The following is a 15,243-nucleotide window of genomic DNA, read 5'->3' on the forward strand; positions in this document are numbered from 1 at the left end:
AGCGCGGGCACGGAGCCAGACGGCGGTTCGATTTGCTGCGACGAGAGCAAGTTGGAGACTCATGGTGCTGTCACCGCCAGCGGGTCTAATCGGCTGGCTTAGTGCTTCCATTGCGTCGCGTCGGTAGTTGATCAGTTCCGGGTTCAGCGCGTCCGCCGCTTCACGTAGCGCTTCTGCTTTCGCTTCGGCGCGGACGGTTTCAAGCCAGCGAGTGAATTCATCTCGCGCTTTATCCTGTATTTCCTGCTGGTCTACGGGGTCTGCAGTGGAGTTCCATGCGGTCATGTAGATGCTGTGTACGATCGCCGTCGTCGGCGTGTATTCTCCGCCGTGGTAGGTGGCTGCGTGCTTCTCATTAGCGCCCATGGTGTAGTTCCTCGTCTGCGTAGGGGTTTTCTTCGTCCGAGTCGGATTCTTTGCCTGCGTACCATGCTTCATAGGCGACATACCGCAGGTATTCAAAGCCGTTCTCATGGTGAAGCTTGGACTGTTCGCGCAACCATTCGGCGGGTTCCTCGCAAATCGTTTCCCACTTGTCGATGACCGATTGCCGCCCCGCCTCACCCTCCACGGGTGCAGCGCATTCGGCTATGTCATGGTTGCTCCGGTATTCGTCTAGTAGTTCAGCGAGTCCAGCAATAACCGCCGCTTCCCGTTCCTGCATGTGCTTGTCCAGCACCTCAGCAACATGAGCGTTGAACTCAGTCCATGCGAGGTGCCCATCTCCACGTTTGGCTTTCTTGGTGGCGTTCCCGAAGTCCTTGCCGCAACAGCGCAAGATCTCATTCTCGTTAGTGAATGACCGCCAGCGCGACGGTTTATGCGCTTCGAGGATTTCTTGGATGGTCATGACGTCTTCCTTTCGTAGCTGGCCTTGCACCGCGCACACATGACGGCGTATTGGTAGGCGGTGAGCTTTGTTTCAAGGTCTTCACCTGCCGGGAATCTGCGACCTCCAAAGATCCCGGTTTCCCCGTTTAGCCATGCCATGCACTCGGCTTCGTTATCCAGGTCGAGTCCACTGCTGACCATGACTACGCCTTGCACTCCATGGCAGAGGGCCGTCCTGCGCAGTGCCCCCGGCCCGGCGATCCTGTAGCGGTATACGTGGAACTTCTCGCGGGGTCGGGCTAGCGCGTAGCCAGCGTCTTGATCGCGCATGCCCTCGGTAAACCAGTCGGCGCTCATTTGCCTTGCTCCTTGAGTCGTTGGATTTCGCGTTCGATGTACCAGACCGCTTTTTTGAGGTCTTCGATGGTCTTGGATGGGTCTTTCAGTCCGGCGCGTGCGACGTACTTCACGGCGTTTCCTAAACAGAAGTTCATGTGCTCGGTTAGTTGGATGACTTCAATGCCGGGGTATGCGGTGTAGTGCGATGGGTGTGATACCGGGTCTGGTGCAACGTGTGGCACATCGGGCACATGGGTTAGTGCAGCGCCTAAACGCTCGATGCAGTCCAAATCAATCTGCTCACCAAGCGCATCATTCTGAATCTCGTCGTCCGTGGTCATTTCTTTTGGCCTTTCATAACGTTGCCGATAGCTGTTGATGCGGTTGGGTCGCGATGCCCAGACGCTTTATGTTTCTTCTGCGCCATCAAGTCCTGCTCCAAATGGCAGATGCACCGCTTATCCCGGCATAGGAAGTAAGGTGGTGCGCCCTTGCAACAAGCGAGGCATTCCGGATTGTCATGGCTCACGCTGTGGCCTTTGCTTGCTTGCGGCGGTGGTGCGATTCGCGGTTGGCTCGACGTTTCGCCATGATGCACGGTTCGCAGTGCTCAACATTTCGTCGGCCTTCCATGTCGTAACCGCGGGCGCTGCCATGCTCGATCGGCACAAGGTTCTCAGGCCGGTTCGCAGCAGAATCCAACGGGTCAGGGAAGAAAGTTTGCCCTAACGCTTCCCGATACGGGCGGCGGCTAGAGAAGTAGGCTCGCAACGATGCAAGGTTCTCCTCGTAGGATGGGCGCGGCGTAACAACTGGTATGAGCCTCTCAGCCCGCCCGTGTTCATTGTTGTAGCAGTTGTAGCAAAGCCCGCGTCCACGATGGATGATCGTGTTCGGAAAGAGTTCGGTTTTCCATTCTTTGTTTCGTAGCATCTTCCCGCAGTCTCCTTGGCATGGTCGTGCTGTTTTGTCTTTGGTTTTGGGTTTGCGTGATGGTGCGGTTGGTTTCAGCCCTTGCTTTTCGAGGCGTGTGATGTGTGCGTAGTTGCATTTGGAGCATCGGCCTGATGTTGCGTGGACTACGGTGCCGGGGTGGTCTTCGGCTTTCCAGGTTTTGGGTCGCATGGGTTTTTCGCATTCGGCGCAAGGTCGGATAGTGCCGTGTGGTTTGCGTGCCATTAGGGTTCCTTGGTTAGTGTGTGCGGGGTCGGCGTGATGACCGACCCCGCGTTTTGGGTATAAAAGAAGCGCTACCCGGTTTGGGTTAGCGCTTGGAGGGTTACTGCATGCGGTTTAGAACGCTGGCTCGTCGTTGCTTGGCGAACCCCATCCGCCACCGTTGCCCTGTGGCTGGTTGTTACCAGTGCTCCACGGGTCAGCAGCCGGCGCATTCCAACCACCACCCTGCTGAGGCTGGCTCTGCTGTGGTGCGGACTGCTGAGTAGACTGCTGAGGCTGGGCGTTGAAGCCGCCACCACCCTGCTGGGCTGGCTTGTGGAAGACGAGATCCTTGCCGATGTGCTCCACACGGATTTCATCGACGGTCCGCTTCTCGCCTTCCTTGGTTTCATACGAGCGGGTTTCAACCTCGCCATACACGAGCACCGCGTCACCCTTTTTCAAGCCTTCGGCGATGTTCTCAGCCAAGGTGAGCTTGCCCTGGTTCCACGCGGCGCAACGCCAGAACTTCGCCTCCTTGTCCTTCCACTCGTTGGTCTGCTTGTCGAACTTGCGTGCGTTCACAGCCACGGTGAAATTGGCGACCCCCGCACCGGATGGCGTAAACCGCATCTCCGGATCACTCGTGAGTCGGCCACGGACAGTCAAGTAAGTTTCATTCGCCATTAGTTAGGCTCCTTCGTTGTTGTTGATGGTGTTCATGATTAGTGGCAGTTCGTCTGCCTTGATTGCGTTCGGGCCGGGTAGTTGCCGTCCCAGGGTTTCGGCGACGAACGCGCCAGGGTTTTCGATCCCCGCAGTCGAACAAGCGTTGACTACCTCTTGCCACTGCACTTCGGTGATCATCGGGACTTCGATAAGCTCCTGCACGTCCTCCACGGGCTGCGGAGCGTGCGAACGACTGTTGCTTGGCGGTACGGTTTCCAGCTCCTCAGTAGAGTGCTGGATGCCGTGTAGAGCGTCCGGAGCACCAGCCCTGCACACCTCAGTGATTGCACGAGCCTTCAACATCGCACCGGGGTAAGCACGCCATGTGGGAGTGTTCAAACCGGCTTGCTTCGCCTTGGACAGATCCCAACGAGCTTTGAACTCAAAGTCAGGGTCGTCAGCACGGATCAGTACCGCCTCGGCGAAAGTCTCATCACCAGTAACGCGTAGCTTGTGCCCAGCCTTGCGAACCATAGACCCTATAAGGTCTGCGCTGGCGCTCGGTTTGCCATTGATAACATGCACGCTCGTGATCGCATGAATAGGCTTCATGCCCAACGCCTCGGCGAACTCAATCGCATACAAGAGGTTGGCTGGGTTGCCTTGGAAGTGTTTCGGCAGCAGGTTTGACCCCGCCATTGCCTGTGCGTAGTCCATCTTCCCGCCGATGGACTGCGGTACTAGTTCACTCATTTTCCATCTCTCCGTTTCTGATTGATTCCCACGGTGTGAGGCCGTAGGTGTATTCGTTTTCGTAGCCTGGCCAGTTACCCGATGACTGGGCTTCCTGGTATCGGCGTAACGCAATATCAATTCGTGCTTGTGCTTGCCGTAGTGCCTCGGGGTCGAGTGATCCGATGCTGACTGTGTAGGGTTCGCAGTTTTGCACGAAGATGAACTTCCAGTCGGGCACGAAGCCTGTGACCGCCTGAGCGCCGTTCAAATAGTGTTGCGCTTGGATGTAGTAGCCGAAGTCGCTGATGGACTTGCGGACGTCGTTGGGGCGTGCTGACCGGGTGGTTTTCAGGTCGATAATCTGACCATAATTAGGCCGGTACGCGTCAAAACGAGCTTTCAGCTTGATGCCGTCTTGCTCCCAAAACGCGCTAACCTCCGGGCTGAAATCGGTTAGCAGTGAGGATGCGAGCTGGTGGTTCATGACGCTATCTGCCATGCGCTCCACCGGCTGCAAGATGCTCTCTACCTCGCTGTTGTTGATCGGGATCTTCCCGGCAGCGTAAGCCTCAGCCTTGGCCTGTTTCGCGTCGCTGGTTCGCCATGCGTCCACGTCCACACGCTCAACAAGCCGGTCAAGACTGCCTTCGAGGATCAACGCGTGAGCCAAACTCCCAACGTCGAAAGTACGCTTGTGCTCATTCGTAGACAGCAACACTTTGACCTCGGCCATGCTGATGCCGGTATCTGAAAGCGTCTTGATCGACGTTGAACCAAGCGCCTCATGAGCGTGATACTCAGTTTCATCCAAGTCATAAATCAGTGTCGCCACAGTCTGCCTCCATGTTGTCGCCAATAAAAATAGACCCCGATTCTTCGAGGTCTAAGTCATCGTCGCATCCGCATCCTGGGCCGCAACTGTTCTGGTATCCGCCGTTTCCTAAAGGTCGCATTGATGCTCACCTTGTTCTTCCCTGACTGGTGCTTCAAATGACCATTCGCGGCCTGTCCACCCGCATTTCCCGCATGACGCTTGAAACACGGGCAGTTTAGGGCGTTCAAAGGATCTAGTCTTGTGATTGTTCACTTCTCTGCCTTCATTTCACGTGCTCGGCGTGCAACAGCGAGCCACTTATCTGTGTTGGCGACTGATTTCCAATCCCAGTCCGCATGTACTGGGTATGCGGCTTTGTATAGTTCCAGCGCTTCGGCTTCCAACTCAGCCTTGTCTTTGGCTTTGGCGGTGCGCTTGGCCTCATCGCCCACATGCACCGCCAGCCTGTGAGCGATGTATGCCAGAAGGTCATCCCCTGCCAGTCGTTCTGGATCGTAAGCTACAGGCCGATGCCCCGCCGCTTCGAGGATTGCGAGGGCAAGCGCAGGAGCATCAGACGGGGCGAGGTTGATACCGAGCTCGTTGATTTCTCCTTCGATGTACAGGTTGATTTGGCCTTCGTTCTCTTGAACTTCCAGCTTCCTATCATCGTCATGAAAAGTCTTGGTGCTCATTTGGTGTCTCCTTGGTTGGTTCGTGCCATACGGTCGGTTAGCCCTTCGTCGGCCAGCTTGCGGGTTTCACAGGGCCAAATCACGCTGGTTCGCCTGGGGTTACCGAAGTCGTTGCAGTGAGAACACTCATACTCAACGTCATCATCGGACCAGCAGCCACAGTCATGCACCCCGGCTTTGCCGTTGCAGTCAGGGCATGGAGGGTAAAGGGTGAGCCCGGTTTTCCAGTTGAATACGGGGTCAACCGGCTTGTGTAGTTCCTGGATCGCTACCAACGCGGCGCACATGTCACCCACGGGTATCACCGTCCAGGGCCTTGTAAATGCGTGCAGAGAAAGATTCTGGGATATACCCAAGCTCGGTACGCACTCTTGCGACGGCCTGCTCAGCCTTGCGCGCTTGTGCTTGGTATCCGTCTCGTTGCCGGCGCATCGCATCCAAACGGTTTCGCAGTTTGACGCACACCCGCTCAGCCTGTTCGAGGCGGCCCTTCATTTCTTGCGCCCGCTCCCACACAACTTCCCAGTCACCATCACCGTCTTCCGCGATGATGTCCTGCGAGTTGGTCAGCTCAACAAGATTTTTGCCATCACGCTCGATGATCTTTCCAAGCAACCGGCAGGAACGCTCCGCCTTTTCGACACGGGACAGGAGCGCGAGGACGGTAGGCGGATCAAACGTGGCGATGAACTCGGCCTCGACCGGACTAACCCCTCCGTTGTCATAATCAACAGTGATGCCAATAGGTGAAATCCACTCATTGCCTCCTGCTAACACCCACGGCTCTTGCTTTACCGCTTCTGCGATCTTGCGCAGTTCTTCCAGTTCCACTACCACCACTCCATATCTGCTATGACAACGAAAACTAGGGCCGCGAACGGGGTAACACACGACCAAATGAACACGGTAGCGGGGCTAAACCGTCGCACGACGCTTCACCCCAACCCAACGCCGTAGCGAACCGCCACGACGTGAACTAGACCGCGACAACTCAAAACCAACAGTGCGAATAAGTTTCATCGACTGGTAGCCTTTGAAAATTGCGCCCACCCAATTCGGGTTAGCTGGCATTGGTACGAGGTCACGCAAGTCGTCTGCAGTGAAGGAAGTACCGCGTGCGATCAAGGTATCCATGCCAGCGTTGGCAGCTTCAAACCATTCGGCGCGATCATCGAGCACCATTGGTACTGGGAGAGGCTTGCTAGTCATTACTAGTCACCTCAAACAGATCGCAAACCAGGCGATCAGCCGCAGCGTAGTTCCAATTCAAAGTGCAAGTCAGGGTAACGTCCTTGCCTTCAATACCAACCGCACGCTGGTTATTGACCTCAACTGGAACGTCCAAAGAGTCAAGCTCAACAACTGGCGAAGAAGTCAGCTGACCGCTGGCATCCTGTAGAACATTCGAAACTCGGGTAACTTCACCGGACACGCGGTACATCTCCGCGTACTTCCACTGATAAGGAATGAACATCAGGGAAGCGATAAGGAGCATGAGTCCTGCGCAAGTCAGTGATACGTACCCGATGGTGCGCAGCCCCTCGCCTTCCCATTCGGGGAAGTAACCCTTCTTCGCGTCTATCGCACGCTTCTGGATCTTCTTCCCAGCGAGCAGTGGAAATATCCCCACTACAGCTAGGACGGCGATGACGATTAGTGGGATAAAGAATGCGGGACGTAGCCCGATTGAGTACAATTCATTCATGATATTTCTCCTTGAAACGACGAAGGCCACTAGTTACAGCTAGTGGCCTTTACTTATTTGGTTAGGCGCTTACTAGCGCGATACTCACGCATCAGAAGACGCTGAGAAAACTTGCACCTGTCACACCGGCAGCCGCGCCGATACATCGATGCATCGCCACAACGTGCAGTCCGAGACTCGCTAATCGTCTTCAGAAGATGACAGTCAGCACAGAGAACCTGGCACTTAGCAAGCTCCGCATTGCGCCGAGCCACTGACCACGACCAGATGCGGTGAGTAACCTTCAGTGACGGGTCAACATGGTCAAGCTCAAGCCGATCAGTTGAACCACACTCAGCGCAGGACTTGCCGTTGAAGAACGCTTCACGCCGGCCAGCTATCCAACCGCGCTGATACTCACGCAACGCTGTCTTGTCCGCGAGAGGCATTACGCCGCCGCCAACCGACGAGCCACCGATGCGTGGTGTTCGCACTCGGCAGGGTTCGTGAGGTGGCGTACTGCTGTGTCGCCGGTAGGGTCGCCGTAGACGATGGTCTTGAACAGCTCAAGCACTTCTTGCTCGGTCGGCTCGGTGGTGAACTTTTCAAACCGTTTGAAAGCGATTTTGCCAAGCTTCTTATACGCACTACGTGGAAGCTCCGGAATGGCTTGCTTCGCCTTGTTCTCCATGAATGACAGAGTGATCGAGGGCATGACAAATAATCCTTACTCCGAGGGACGAACCCAAGGGGAAGTGGTACAAAGGGTGAATGTTTGCCCTGACTGTGGGGCGGGTTCTCTTAGCCGATGGCTTTGAGTGCTGCGCGTAGTCGCGTTTTGTTGCTTTTCAGGTGTCGGCGGTTGTCGCCAGCCTTGATGATTTCTACCTGCTCTGGTGAGAAGCGGTAGATCCGGTCACTGAGTTTGGTGCATTCCCAGTCGCCGTTGCGGATCTTCGTTAGGACTGTGGTTTTTGAGATGTTCAGCTTCTCGGCCAACTGTGCCGGAGTGATGAACTCTGGCTGGGCACTCATGCTGCTATTGCCTCATCTGCTGATTCGTAGATTTCGAATGCTTCTCCGAGGCCTAGCCCGTATGAGCTGCAAAGCGCGGCCATGAACTTCGCTGAAGGTTGATCGCCGTTCTTGATTCGATCGATGGTTGCGCGGCTAACGTCTAGCATTCGTGCCTGCGCATCGTCAGATGGGATGCCTGAGAGATTTCGAAGACGTTCCAGAAGTCCTGGCTTGATTCGAATTCGTTGGCTCATGTCTAACTTCCTTAAGTTTGTTGCGTTTTCGCTTGCTGATGTATCGATCATGGCACACCTTCAAACAGAATTGCAACAGTGTATTTCGAATCCGAAACACCGAGTGTTCGAATACTGCTACACGAAATTGCGTTGACTTGAGCCGTTGAGGTTGCGCATGTAGCAAAAATGCAACATAATTAATTTTATGAACACGAACATCTCACAGTGGCTCGAAGAAAAAACCGGCGATACTAAGCGCCAGATGGCAATAAAGCTCGGACAGCAACCAAGCACGTTCAACCGCAACATCGAAACAGCAGAAGTAATCATCGCCGTATGCCGCGCATACAACCTCAACCCAGTTGAGGGGCTACTAGCAGCCGGACTGCTGGAAGCATCCGAGGTGAACGACGCGGCAGCAGAAGCCAGCCTCAAAGATGTTCCCGAAACCGCGTTACTTGAGGAAGTCCTGCGCCGAGCAGCAGGACGCCAGAACATCGACAACGTCCGCAAGCTGCAACTTGTAGACGACGACCCCGACTACTCCAACATGTCCGTCGAGGATGCTAGAAATTATGGTCTAGCAGCAAAGAAAGCAGATCCAAACATTGGACCAGATGACAGCCCACACGAACCTTAATGCCACAGCAGAGGCTTTGGGTGTGCGCGTAAGAGAAGCGCCCACACCCAACGGAACCTGGGGCATCTACGACAAGCCCCGACACCTCATCACACTCTCTCCCGGCCTTAGCAAAGCCCAATACCGTTCCACCCTCGCCCACGAACTCGGGCACGCAAGATACGGGCACCACGGACACCACCCAAAAACAGAGAGGCTAGCCGATAAGTGGGCAGCGGGGAAGCTGCTCAACTTCGACATGATCCTCAACCAGGCACAGTTCACGCTTGCCACTAGTGAGATAGCCGCACAACTCAACGTCATGCCATGGGTTGTCGAAGCATTCGTGAACACCCTCAACGCCAAGCAAGTAGTTGAGATGATGAACCAGATAGCCGAATTTCAGGCATAAAAAAATACCCCCACCAGATCCGAAGATCCAGTGGGGGTATTATGCTGTCTACCGCTCGATAGCCGTTAGCTTGTTGGTATCGACTTCCTTCTGCGTTTCAATGTTGAACAGGCCGGCCATTGCATTGCCCATCACGCCGGCACCCTTCTTCAACGACTCCGGCATGAGATGGGAATACACCTTAGTTGTCGTGTTGACCGACTCGTGGCCCATGAGCACCGACAATTCAAAGATGGTCATCGGAGGTTCACCAGCGAGCATCCATGATGCGAACGTGTGGCGAAGATCGTGGATGCGTGGCGACTTCTTCAAGCCGGCGTTCTTAGCAGCGTTCAAGGCGGGCTTCCACACCTTGTTGTGCATTGCCTGGGTTGTCGCTTCCCCGCCTTGCTTCATCGTGAACACGAAAGCTTCTGGCGGAGTATTGGCCACTAGTGGTGCGACAGTGCGGGCCAGATCCTCATTGAGAGGCACTGTGCGCCGTGCACGCTCAGTCTTTGGCGGCCCGATGGTTCGCCCGTTCTTATCGTCGCGCTTCCATGCTTTGGTGACGCGCACAGTGTAGGTTCCCTGCTCGTCGGAGAAGTCGCCCGGTTGCAGTGCGGTGGCTTCTGAGAAGCGTAGACCGGTTCCGATGAGGAATAGGAAGAACGGGTGGAAGTGCTTGTCGAGGTGGCGCAGGATGAGCGCGAACTCTGCCTTGGTGAGGAACGTTGTCTTGTCCTCGGTATGGTCGCTCTTTGGGAGTCGAGTGTGCTCGCACGGGTTGTCTGGCCGGTGCCCCTTGTAGATCGCTGTCTTCATGATCGAGTACAGGAATCCGTGGACGTTCTTGATTGTTTTGGGTGACAGCTTTTTTTCCCGCATCCATGTCACCCAGTCCGCGAGGTCTTCTTCTGAGAGCATGTCGCAGGGGATGGAGCCGAGCTTGGGTGTGATGTGGTTTTCGATCATCCGCTCATAGGTGTGCATCGTGTGCACTGCTATGTCGGATAAGCGTTTGAGGTGTTGCGTTGCGACTTCCTCAATAGATGGGGCACGCGAGGCGGCGCGGAGAATTTCACGATCCGTCTTTGCGGAGTCGTGACCGTTCAATTCGAGGAATCGCTTGTAGTTTTCCGCGTCGTTGAGCGAGTGGAAAGTTTCGTATGAATCCGCGCCTTTTTGACCTTTTTCGCGCCAGCGTACGCGGTATGAGGTGATGACGCCTTTGCTGTTTTTGCGCGTCTGGATGCTTGCCATATAGGAAAGTTTAATGCAGTTTGGACACAGTTTCGAGCGATTTGGACACATGCCCGGTAACTTCGTTGAGTTACCGGGCATGTACTGGTCGGGCTAGCGGGATTTGAACCCACGGCCTCCTCACCCCCAGTGAGGCGCGCTACCAAGCTGCGCCATAGCCCGATGCCCTCGCAGCCGTTATCCCCAAGTCGTGAGAACCAAGGGTGCCGTCTGCGAAAAGCTCCATTCTTACCCTACACCAAGTGAAGGGGCAGATTCGAAATTTAGCGGTTGCGTCCGCGGCGCTCGCGGATTCGCATCGAAACTTCGATTGGGCTGCCGTCGAAACCGAAAGTCTCGCGCAAGCGGCGGGTGATGAAGCGGCGGTAACCCGGATCCAGGAAGCCGGTGGTGAACAGCACGAAGCGCGGCGGACGGGCCGAAGCCTGGGTGCCGAACAGGATGCGAGGCTGCTTGCCGCCGCGCACCGGGTGCGGGTGGGCTGCAACGAGCTCGCCCAGGAAGGCGTTGAGCTTGCCGGTCGGAATGCGCTTGTCCCAAGAATCCAGCGCAGTGTTCAGCGCAGGAACGAGCTTGTCCTTGTGCCAGCCGGTCTTCGCCGAGATGTTCACTCGCGGGGCCCATTCGATGTGCGCGAGGTCGCGCTCGATCTCCTGGTCCAGGTAGTAGCGGCGGTCCTCGTCCACCTCGTCCCACTTGTTGTAGACGATGACCATCGCGCGTCCGGCCTCGATAGCCAGCTGGATGATGCGCACGTCCTGCTCGGAGATGATCTCGTTCGCAGCCAGCAGGATCACGGCGACTTCAGCCTTTTCCAAGGCGGTCTGGGTACGCAATGAAGCGTAGTAGTCCGAACCGACTGCCATGTGCTGGCGGCGGCGGATGCCTGCGGTATCCACGAAGCGCCAGATTTCTCCGCCCAGCTCGACGAGCTCGTCGACCGGGTCGCGGGTGGTGCCGGCATACTCATCGACGACCACGCGCTCGGAGCCTGCGACCTTGTTCAGCAGCGAGGACTTGCCCACGTTCGGACGGCCGATCAGCGCGACGCGGCGCGGACCGCCCGATGGGATCATGCCGCCGAAGGCCGAGTGGGCCGGCAGCTTCTCCATGACAGCGTCCAGCAGGTCGGCGGTGCCGCGGCCGTGCAGGGCCGAGACTGGCCATGGCTGGCCGAAGCCCAGGCCCCAAAGCACGGCGGCTTCGGCTTCCTGGTTGAAGTCATCGACCTTGTTGGCTACCAGGAAGACCGGCTTGCCCTTCTTGCGCAGCATCTTCACCACAGCCTCATCGGTTGCGGTTGCTCCCACATGGGAGTCGACCACGAAGAGGATGGCGTCGGCCACGTCGGCGGCGATTTCTGCTTGGTCGGCCACCGAAGCGTGGATGCCCTTGGCATCATGCTCCCAGCCACCGGTATCAACGATGGTGAATGGGCGGCCCATCCACTCGGCGGAGTAGGACACGCGGTCGCGGGTCACGCCCGGGGTGTCTTCGACTACCGCTTCGCGGCGGCCCAGGATGCGGTTGACCAGGGTGGACTTGCCCACGTTGGGGCGTCCGATAACAGCCAGGACCGGCGGGATGACGACGTCTTCATCATCGTCATCGAAGGAGTCCAGTCCTGCAAGCAGGGCGGAGTCCTCTTCGTCCAGTTCGTAGTCTTCCAGTCCGCTGAGCAGAGCCTGGGCGCGAACCGCAGCCTCTTCCTCACTCAGTTCGGCCAGGCGCTCGGCGATATCGTCGTCTCCAACGGGGATGTATTCCTCGTCGTGGGTGGAGTTGTTCTCGCTCATGATATTCCCTTCACAGCGATCGTAATCTTCATCGGCTCTCGCCGAGGATGGGCACCAGCTTTAGGCTAGTTTTTCGTTGCGGTGCTGATTGCGTCAAGCACCGCGTCAATGGTCTGTTCAAAATCCAGGTCCGAGGAGTCAACGGTCATGACCCCATCGGCTGCCTGGGTGAAGTTCACTACGGTGGAGTCCTTGGCGTCGCGCGCCAGCACCTGGGTGGCCAGCTGCGACTCGTTCTGGGTTCCACCGAGCTGCAGGCCGCGGCGGCGAAGCCGGGCCTCTTCCGAAGCGGTCAGCAAGATGCGCGCATCGGCATCCGGTGCCACCACGGTGGTGATGTCGCGGCCTTCGGCCACGATCCGGGTGTTCTCGGCAATGATCTGCTGCTGGCGGCGGACCAGTTCGGCACGCGCGTCCAGGTTGGTGGCCACGGTGGAGACCTGCTCGGAGATGCGCGGCTCGCGGATCGCAGCGGTGACATCTTCGCCGCCGATCTGCACCAGTTCAGCATCCGGATCAACCGAGATGGACAGCTTGGCATCGCGCACTGCCTGGGCAATGGCGTTGGCGTCGGACAGATCGGTGCCGTCGGCGAGCACCGAGTAGGTGATCGCACGGTACATCGCGCCGGTGTCCAGGTAGGCTGCGCCCAGCTTGCGGGCCACGGCCTTGGAGACCGAGGACTTGCCCGAACCGCTAGGTCCGTCGATGGCGATAACGAGCTTGTCGTTGTTCAAGGTGCTCACTGGGCTACTTTCCATCCGTTCTTGGTCAATACGTCAATTAGTTCATCGCGCCGGCCGGGCACGACCGAAACATCCACCATGCCGACCTGGTGGCCGGCGGAGTGCTCCATGCGCAAGTCTTCGATGTTGATCTGCGCGTCGCCGATTTCGGTCAGCAGCTGCGCGATCTGCCCGGGACGGTCATCGATCAGCACGGTGACCAGGGCAAAAGCCTGCGGCGGGGCGCCGTGCTTGCCAGGAATCCTGGCCTTGCCGGCGTTGCCTTCGGTCATCAGCTGCGAAAGATCCAGCAGGGCGCCTGGGCCCTGCGGGTTCTGCAGCGTGTTGATCAGCCGGTCCAGATCATCCTTCATCCCGGTCAGGATCGGCACCAGCGCGGCGGCATTGTGCGAGAAGATCTGGATCCACAGCTTCTCGTCGCTGGCCGCGATGCGCGTGGTGTCGCGCAGCCCGTTGCCGGCCAAGGCCAGCTGGTGGCCTTCGGCATTCAGCAGCCGCGAGGCGATCATCGAGCTGGCCGCCTGCGGGAAGTGGCTGATCAGCGCGACGGACTCATCATGCTCGGTCACGGACATGCGGTGCATGGTCGCGCCCAAGTCGATGGCCAGCGATTCAGCAGCCTTCACCCGCGAAGCTTCGGCACCCTCATGGGCGCAGATGACCCACGGCATGGAGGTGAACAGCTCGCCACGGGCCGCAGCCGGACCGGATTTCTCTCGCCCTGCCATCGGGTGCGTTCCCACATAGCGGGAGGTGTCACTCTGGCCCAGGCGCTCATCGGCCAGCACGCCGGCCAGGATGGAGCCCTTGACGCTGGCGATATCCACCACGGTTGCATTCGGGTAGGCCAGCAGCGCGTCGCCCACCAAGGCGGCGGTGACATCCGGCGGGGCGCCGATGACGACCAGTTCCGGGGCGATCTGCTGGTGTTCCAGCAGCGTCCCGGCACCAATGTCCTGGGCTACCCCGGCAGCGGTCGGCGAAATATCCGAAAGGTAGACGTGCACGCCCTTGGCGCGCAGGCCCAATCCCACCGAGGTGCCCAGCAAGCCGGTGCCGATGACCAGCACCGGGCCTGCAAGGTGAGAGGAAAGCATGGGTTACATCCCCACCATGGCCATGAGATGTCCGACTTCCTGGTTGCCCAGGGAACGGATGGTGCCCTGCTTCTGGTCGCCCAGCTGCACCGGACCCACAGCCACGCGCACCAGGCGCTGGACCGGGTGGCCCACTTCGTCGAACATGCGGCGCACAATGCGGTTGCGGCCCGAGTGCAAGGTCACTTCGACCATCACGTGCTTCGGGGTGGTCGCAATGATCTTCAGGTCATCGACCTTGATCCAGCCATCTTCCAGCTTGACGCCTTCGCGCAGCTGGTTGCTTACTGCGCGTGGCAGCGGGCCGGGGATCTGCACCAGGTAGGTCTTGGGAACCTCGTACTTCGGGTGCTGCAGGCGGTTGGCCAGCTCACCGTCGTTGGTCAGGATCAAGACGCCTTCGGTCTTGTAGTCCAGGCGTCCGACGTGGAACAAGCGCAGCGAGTGGTGCTCGTTCTTGAAGTAGTCGGCGATGGTGCGGCGGCCCTCAGGGTCATCCATCGTGCACATCACGTGCTTCGGCTTGTTGAAGACGAAGTAGCGGTTGGCCTGGTTCATCTGGATTCGCATGCCATCAACGTGGATGCGGTCCTTGGCAGGATCCACGCGGGAGCCGAGCTCGACAACCAGGTTGCCGTTGACCTCGACGCGGCCTTCGAGGATCATTTCCTCGCAGACGCGGCGCGATGCTACGCCGGCGTTGGCCATGGCCTTCTGCAAGCGGATGCCGTCCTGCTGCTCACCATGCTGCTCGCGGTGCGCCTGGTTTTCGGCACGGGCCTGGGCGCGAGCGCGCTGGGTCGGGCGTGCGTAGTTGGTTGGCACGGAGTTGCCGAAGCGTTCCTTGCCGAAGGCACGCTCGGAGTTCTTCCGTGGTGCCGAGGTGTTGCGCTTGGCGGAGTTCGACTTCTCCCCTGGCTTGCCCGAAGCGGACTTGCCGTAAGGCTTCTCGCCGTAGGACTTGCCACCTGGGCGGCCTGCGCCGCCGGGCTTGCCGTAGCTCTTGCCACCGGACTTGCCGCCGGTGTTGTTGCGGCCGCCTGCTGGCTTGCCGCCGAAGTTTGAATTGTTGCCGCGATCGTTGCGGCCGGAGGATGATCCCCTGCTCATGCTTGCCTGTGTCCCTTGCTGTTACGTGTTCGCTGCGCGAGCC

General features: G+C 58.1%; 22 protein-coding genes and 1 tRNA gene. 2 read left to right on the forward strand and 21 right to left on the reverse strand.

Annotated features, from left to right (window positions below):
* The 15 genes from AB4Y71_RS16590 to AB4Y71_RS16660 form a co-directional block, all read right to left on the reverse strand.
* Positions 1-366 (reverse strand): hypothetical protein (locus AB4Y71_RS16590; protein WP_441722149.1); only part of this gene is annotated, 366 nt, incomplete at its 3' end.
* On the reverse strand, positions 356-850 hold the full coding sequence (locus AB4Y71_RS16595) for a hypothetical protein (RefSeq protein WP_441722152.1): 495 nt from the start codon (positions 848-850) through the stop codon (positions 356-358). The genes AB4Y71_RS16595 and AB4Y71_RS16590, both read right to left, overlap by 11 nt.
* Positions 847-1,188: a hypothetical protein gene (locus tag AB4Y71_RS16600; RefSeq protein ID WP_441722155.1), complete on the reverse strand. Its 342-nt coding sequence runs from the start codon at positions 1,186-1,188 to the stop codon at positions 847-849. Before AB4Y71_RS16600 ends, AB4Y71_RS16595 begins: the two co-directional genes overlap by 4 nt.
* Complete coding sequence (locus tag AB4Y71_RS16605) at positions 1,185-1,511, reverse strand: DUF3310 domain-containing protein (RefSeq protein WP_441722158.1); 327 nt, start codon at positions 1,509-1,511, stop codon at positions 1,185-1,187. Before AB4Y71_RS16605 ends, AB4Y71_RS16600 begins: the two co-directional genes overlap by 4 nt.
* Before the next feature lie 184 nt (positions 1,512-1,695).
* The gene (locus AB4Y71_RS16610; protein ID WP_441722161.1) at positions 1,696-2,103 is read right to left on the reverse strand and encodes a hypothetical protein; all 408 of its coding nucleotides are present in this window, start codon (positions 2,101-2,103) and stop codon (positions 1,696-1,698) included.
* 360 nt (positions 2,104-2,463) lie between these two features.
* The gene (gene ssb, locus AB4Y71_RS16615) at positions 2,464-3,015 is read right to left on the reverse strand and encodes a single-stranded DNA-binding protein (RefSeq protein WP_441722163.1); all 552 of its coding nucleotides are present in this window, start codon (positions 3,013-3,015) and stop codon (positions 2,464-2,466) included.
* A 3-nt stretch (positions 3,016-3,018) separates the two neighbouring features.
* The gene (locus AB4Y71_RS16620) at positions 3,019-3,750 is read right to left on the reverse strand and encodes a hypothetical protein (protein ID WP_441722166.1); all 732 of its coding nucleotides are present in this window, start codon (positions 3,748-3,750) and stop codon (positions 3,019-3,021) included.
* Positions 3,743-4,564, reverse strand: coding sequence for a PD-(D/E)XK nuclease-like domain-containing protein (locus tag AB4Y71_RS16625; RefSeq protein ID WP_441722169.1), 822 nt, complete (start codon positions 4,562-4,564; stop codon positions 3,743-3,745). The genes AB4Y71_RS16620 and AB4Y71_RS16625 overlap by 8 nt, the downstream gene beginning before the upstream one ends.
* A 251-nt stretch (positions 4,565-4,815) precedes the next feature.
* Positions 4,816-5,241: a hypothetical protein gene (locus tag AB4Y71_RS16630; RefSeq protein WP_441722172.1), complete on the reverse strand. Its 426-nt coding sequence runs from the start codon at positions 5,239-5,241 to the stop codon at positions 4,816-4,818.
* A 288-nt stretch (positions 5,242-5,529) separates the two neighbouring features.
* Positions 5,530-6,072 carry a hypothetical protein gene (locus AB4Y71_RS16635; RefSeq protein WP_441722175.1) on the reverse strand — a complete coding sequence of 181 codons (543 nt, stop codon included), beginning with the start codon at positions 6,070-6,072 and terminating at the stop codon, positions 5,530-5,532.
* A gap of 84 nt (positions 6,073-6,156) precedes the next feature.
* Positions 6,157-6,450: a hypothetical protein gene (locus AB4Y71_RS16640; protein WP_441722178.1), complete on the reverse strand. Its 294-nt coding sequence runs from the start codon at positions 6,448-6,450 to the stop codon at positions 6,157-6,159.
* Positions 6,443-6,946, reverse strand: coding sequence for a hypothetical protein (locus AB4Y71_RS16645; RefSeq protein WP_441722181.1), 504 nt, complete (start codon positions 6,944-6,946; stop codon positions 6,443-6,445). Before AB4Y71_RS16645 ends, AB4Y71_RS16640 begins: the two co-directional genes overlap by 8 nt.
* A 427-nt stretch (positions 6,947-7,373) precedes the next feature.
* On the reverse strand, positions 7,374-7,640 hold the full coding sequence (locus AB4Y71_RS16650; protein WP_441722184.1) for a hypothetical protein: 267 nt from the start codon (positions 7,638-7,640) through the stop codon (positions 7,374-7,376).
* Positions 7,641-7,726: 86 nt separating this feature from the next.
* Positions 7,727-7,960 carry a hypothetical protein gene (locus AB4Y71_RS16655; protein ID WP_441722187.1) on the reverse strand — a complete coding sequence of 78 codons (234 nt, stop codon included), beginning with the start codon at positions 7,958-7,960 and terminating at the stop codon, positions 7,727-7,729.
* Positions 7,957-8,247: a helix-turn-helix domain-containing protein gene (locus AB4Y71_RS16660; protein ID WP_441722189.1), complete on the reverse strand. Its 291-nt coding sequence runs from the start codon at positions 8,245-8,247 to the stop codon at positions 7,957-7,959. The genes AB4Y71_RS16655 and AB4Y71_RS16660 overlap by 4 nt, the downstream gene beginning before the upstream one ends.
* 136 nt (positions 8,248-8,383) lie before the next feature.
* Here AB4Y71_RS16660 and AB4Y71_RS16665 point away from each other — a divergent pair, with 136 nt between their 5' ends.
* On the forward strand, positions 8,384-8,818 hold the full coding sequence (locus tag AB4Y71_RS16665; RefSeq protein WP_441722192.1) for a hypothetical protein: 435 nt from the start codon (positions 8,384-8,386) through the stop codon (positions 8,816-8,818).
* Complete coding sequence (locus tag AB4Y71_RS16670; protein WP_441722195.1) at positions 8,796-9,209, forward strand: ImmA/IrrE family metallo-endopeptidase; 414 nt, start codon at positions 8,796-8,798, stop codon at positions 9,207-9,209. The genes AB4Y71_RS16665 and AB4Y71_RS16670 overlap by 23 nt, the downstream gene beginning before the upstream one ends.
* 48 nt (positions 9,210-9,257) lie before the next feature.
* On the opposite strand, the gene AB4Y71_RS16675 is transcribed toward AB4Y71_RS16670, so the two are convergent.
* The 6 genes from AB4Y71_RS16675 to AB4Y71_RS16700 all read right to left on the reverse strand — a co-directional run bounded on the left by AB4Y71_RS16675 (position 9,258) and on the right by AB4Y71_RS16700 (position 15,200).
* Positions 9,258-10,532 (reverse strand): tyrosine-type recombinase/integrase, encoded by a 1,275-nt coding sequence (locus AB4Y71_RS16675; RefSeq protein WP_441722198.1) that lies wholly within the window; start codon positions 10,530-10,532, stop codon positions 9,258-9,260.
* A 4-nt stretch (positions 10,533-10,536) separates the two neighbouring features.
* Positions 10,537-10,613: transfer RNA gene (locus AB4Y71_RS16680), tRNA-Pro, on the reverse strand.
* A 101-nt stretch (positions 10,614-10,714) separates the two neighbouring features.
* Positions 10,715-12,247 carry a ribosome biogenesis GTPase Der gene (der, locus tag AB4Y71_RS16685; RefSeq protein ID WP_013348542.1) on the reverse strand — a complete coding sequence of 511 codons (1,533 nt, stop codon included), beginning with the start codon at positions 12,245-12,247 and terminating at the stop codon, positions 10,715-10,717.
* A gap of 65 nt (positions 12,248-12,312) precedes the next feature.
* On the reverse strand, positions 12,313-13,008 hold the full coding sequence (gene cmk, locus AB4Y71_RS16690; protein WP_441687082.1) for a (d)CMP kinase: 696 nt from the start codon (positions 13,006-13,008) through the stop codon (positions 12,313-12,315).
* A complete protein-coding gene (locus AB4Y71_RS16695) occupies positions 12,990-14,090 on the reverse strand; it encodes a prephenate dehydrogenase (RefSeq protein WP_013348540.1) in 1,101 nt (366 codons plus the stop codon). The genes cmk and AB4Y71_RS16695 overlap by 19 nt, the downstream gene beginning before the upstream one ends.
* 3 nt (positions 14,091-14,093) lie before the next feature.
* Entirely contained in the window at positions 14,094-15,200 is a 1,107-nt protein-coding gene (locus AB4Y71_RS16700) for a pseudouridine synthase (RefSeq protein ID WP_134780508.1), read from the reverse strand.
* Positions 15,201-15,243 lie beyond the last annotated feature (43 nt).

This window comes from Glutamicibacter sp. MCAF14 (assembly GCF_052114325.1).
GTDB lineage: Bacteria > Actinomycetota > Actinomycetes > Actinomycetales > Micrococcaceae > Glutamicibacter > Glutamicibacter arilaitensis.

Excerpts from the sequence above, each read along its gene's own strand:
- AB4Y71_RS16665 (WP_441722192.1), top strand. The coding sequence starts at position 8,384 with ATGAACACGAACATCTCACAGTGGCTCGAAGAAAAAACCGGCGATACT.
- AB4Y71_RS16670 (WP_441722195.1), top strand. The coding sequence starts at position 8,796 with ATGACAGCCCACACGAACCTTAATGCCACAGCAGAGGCTTTGGGTGTG.
- AB4Y71_RS16660 (WP_441722189.1), bottom strand. The coding sequence starts at position 8,247 with ATGATCGATACATCAGCAAGCGAAAACGCAACAAACTTAAGGAAGTTA.
- AB4Y71_RS16645 (WP_441722181.1), bottom strand. The coding sequence starts at position 6,946 with ATGAATGAATTGTACTCAATCGGGCTACGTCCCGCATTCTTTATCCCA.
- AB4Y71_RS16600 (WP_441722155.1), bottom strand. The coding sequence starts at position 1,188 with ATGAGCGCCGACTGGTTTACCGAGGGCATGCGCGATCAAGACGCTGGC.
- AB4Y71_RS16595 (WP_441722152.1), bottom strand. The coding sequence starts at position 850 with ATGACCATCCAAGAAATCCTCGAAGCGCATAAACCGTCGCGCTGGCGG.
- AB4Y71_RS16650 (WP_441722184.1), bottom strand. The coding sequence starts at position 7,640 with ATGCCCTCGATCACTCTGTCATTCATGGAGAACAAGGCGAAGCAAGCC.
- ssb (WP_441722163.1), bottom strand. The coding sequence starts at position 3,015 with ATGGCGAATGAAACTTACTTGACTGTCCGTGGCCGACTCACGAGTGAT.
- AB4Y71_RS16630 (WP_441722172.1), bottom strand. The coding sequence starts at position 5,241 with ATGAGCACCAAGACTTTTCATGACGATGATAGGAAGCTGGAAGTTCAA.
- AB4Y71_RS16695 (WP_013348540.1), bottom strand. The coding sequence starts at position 14,090 with ATGCTTTCCTCTCACCTTGCAGGCCCGGTGCTGGTCATCGGCACCGGC.
- AB4Y71_RS16655 (WP_441722187.1), bottom strand. The coding sequence starts at position 7,960 with ATGAGTGCCCAGCCAGAGTTCATCACTCCGGCACAGTTGGCCGAGAAG.
- AB4Y71_RS16675 (WP_441722198.1), bottom strand. The coding sequence starts at position 10,532 with ATGCCCGGTAACTCAACGAAGTTACCGGGCATGTGTCCAAATCGCTCG.
- AB4Y71_RS16605 (WP_441722158.1), bottom strand. The coding sequence starts at position 1,511 with ATGACCACGGACGACGAGATTCAGAATGATGCGCTTGGTGAGCAGATT.
- cmk (WP_441687082.1), bottom strand. The coding sequence starts at position 13,008 with ATGGAAAGTAGCCCAGTGAGCACCTTGAACAACGACAAGCTCGTTATC.
- AB4Y71_RS16700 (WP_134780508.1), bottom strand. The coding sequence starts at position 15,200 with ATGAGCAGGGGATCATCCTCCGGCCGCAACGATCGCGGCAACAATTCA.
- AB4Y71_RS16640 (WP_441722178.1), bottom strand. The coding sequence starts at position 6,450 with ATGACTAGCAAGCCTCTCCCAGTACCAATGGTGCTCGATGATCGCGCC.
- AB4Y71_RS16620 (WP_441722166.1), bottom strand. The coding sequence starts at position 3,750 with ATGAGTGAACTAGTACCGCAGTCCATCGGCGGGAAGATGGACTACGCA.
- der (WP_013348542.1), bottom strand. The coding sequence starts at position 12,247 with ATGAGCGAGAACAACTCCACCCACGACGAGGAATACATCCCCGTTGGA.
- AB4Y71_RS16610 (WP_441722161.1), bottom strand. The coding sequence starts at position 2,103 with ATGCTACGAAACAAAGAATGGAAAACCGAACTCTTTCCGAACACGATC.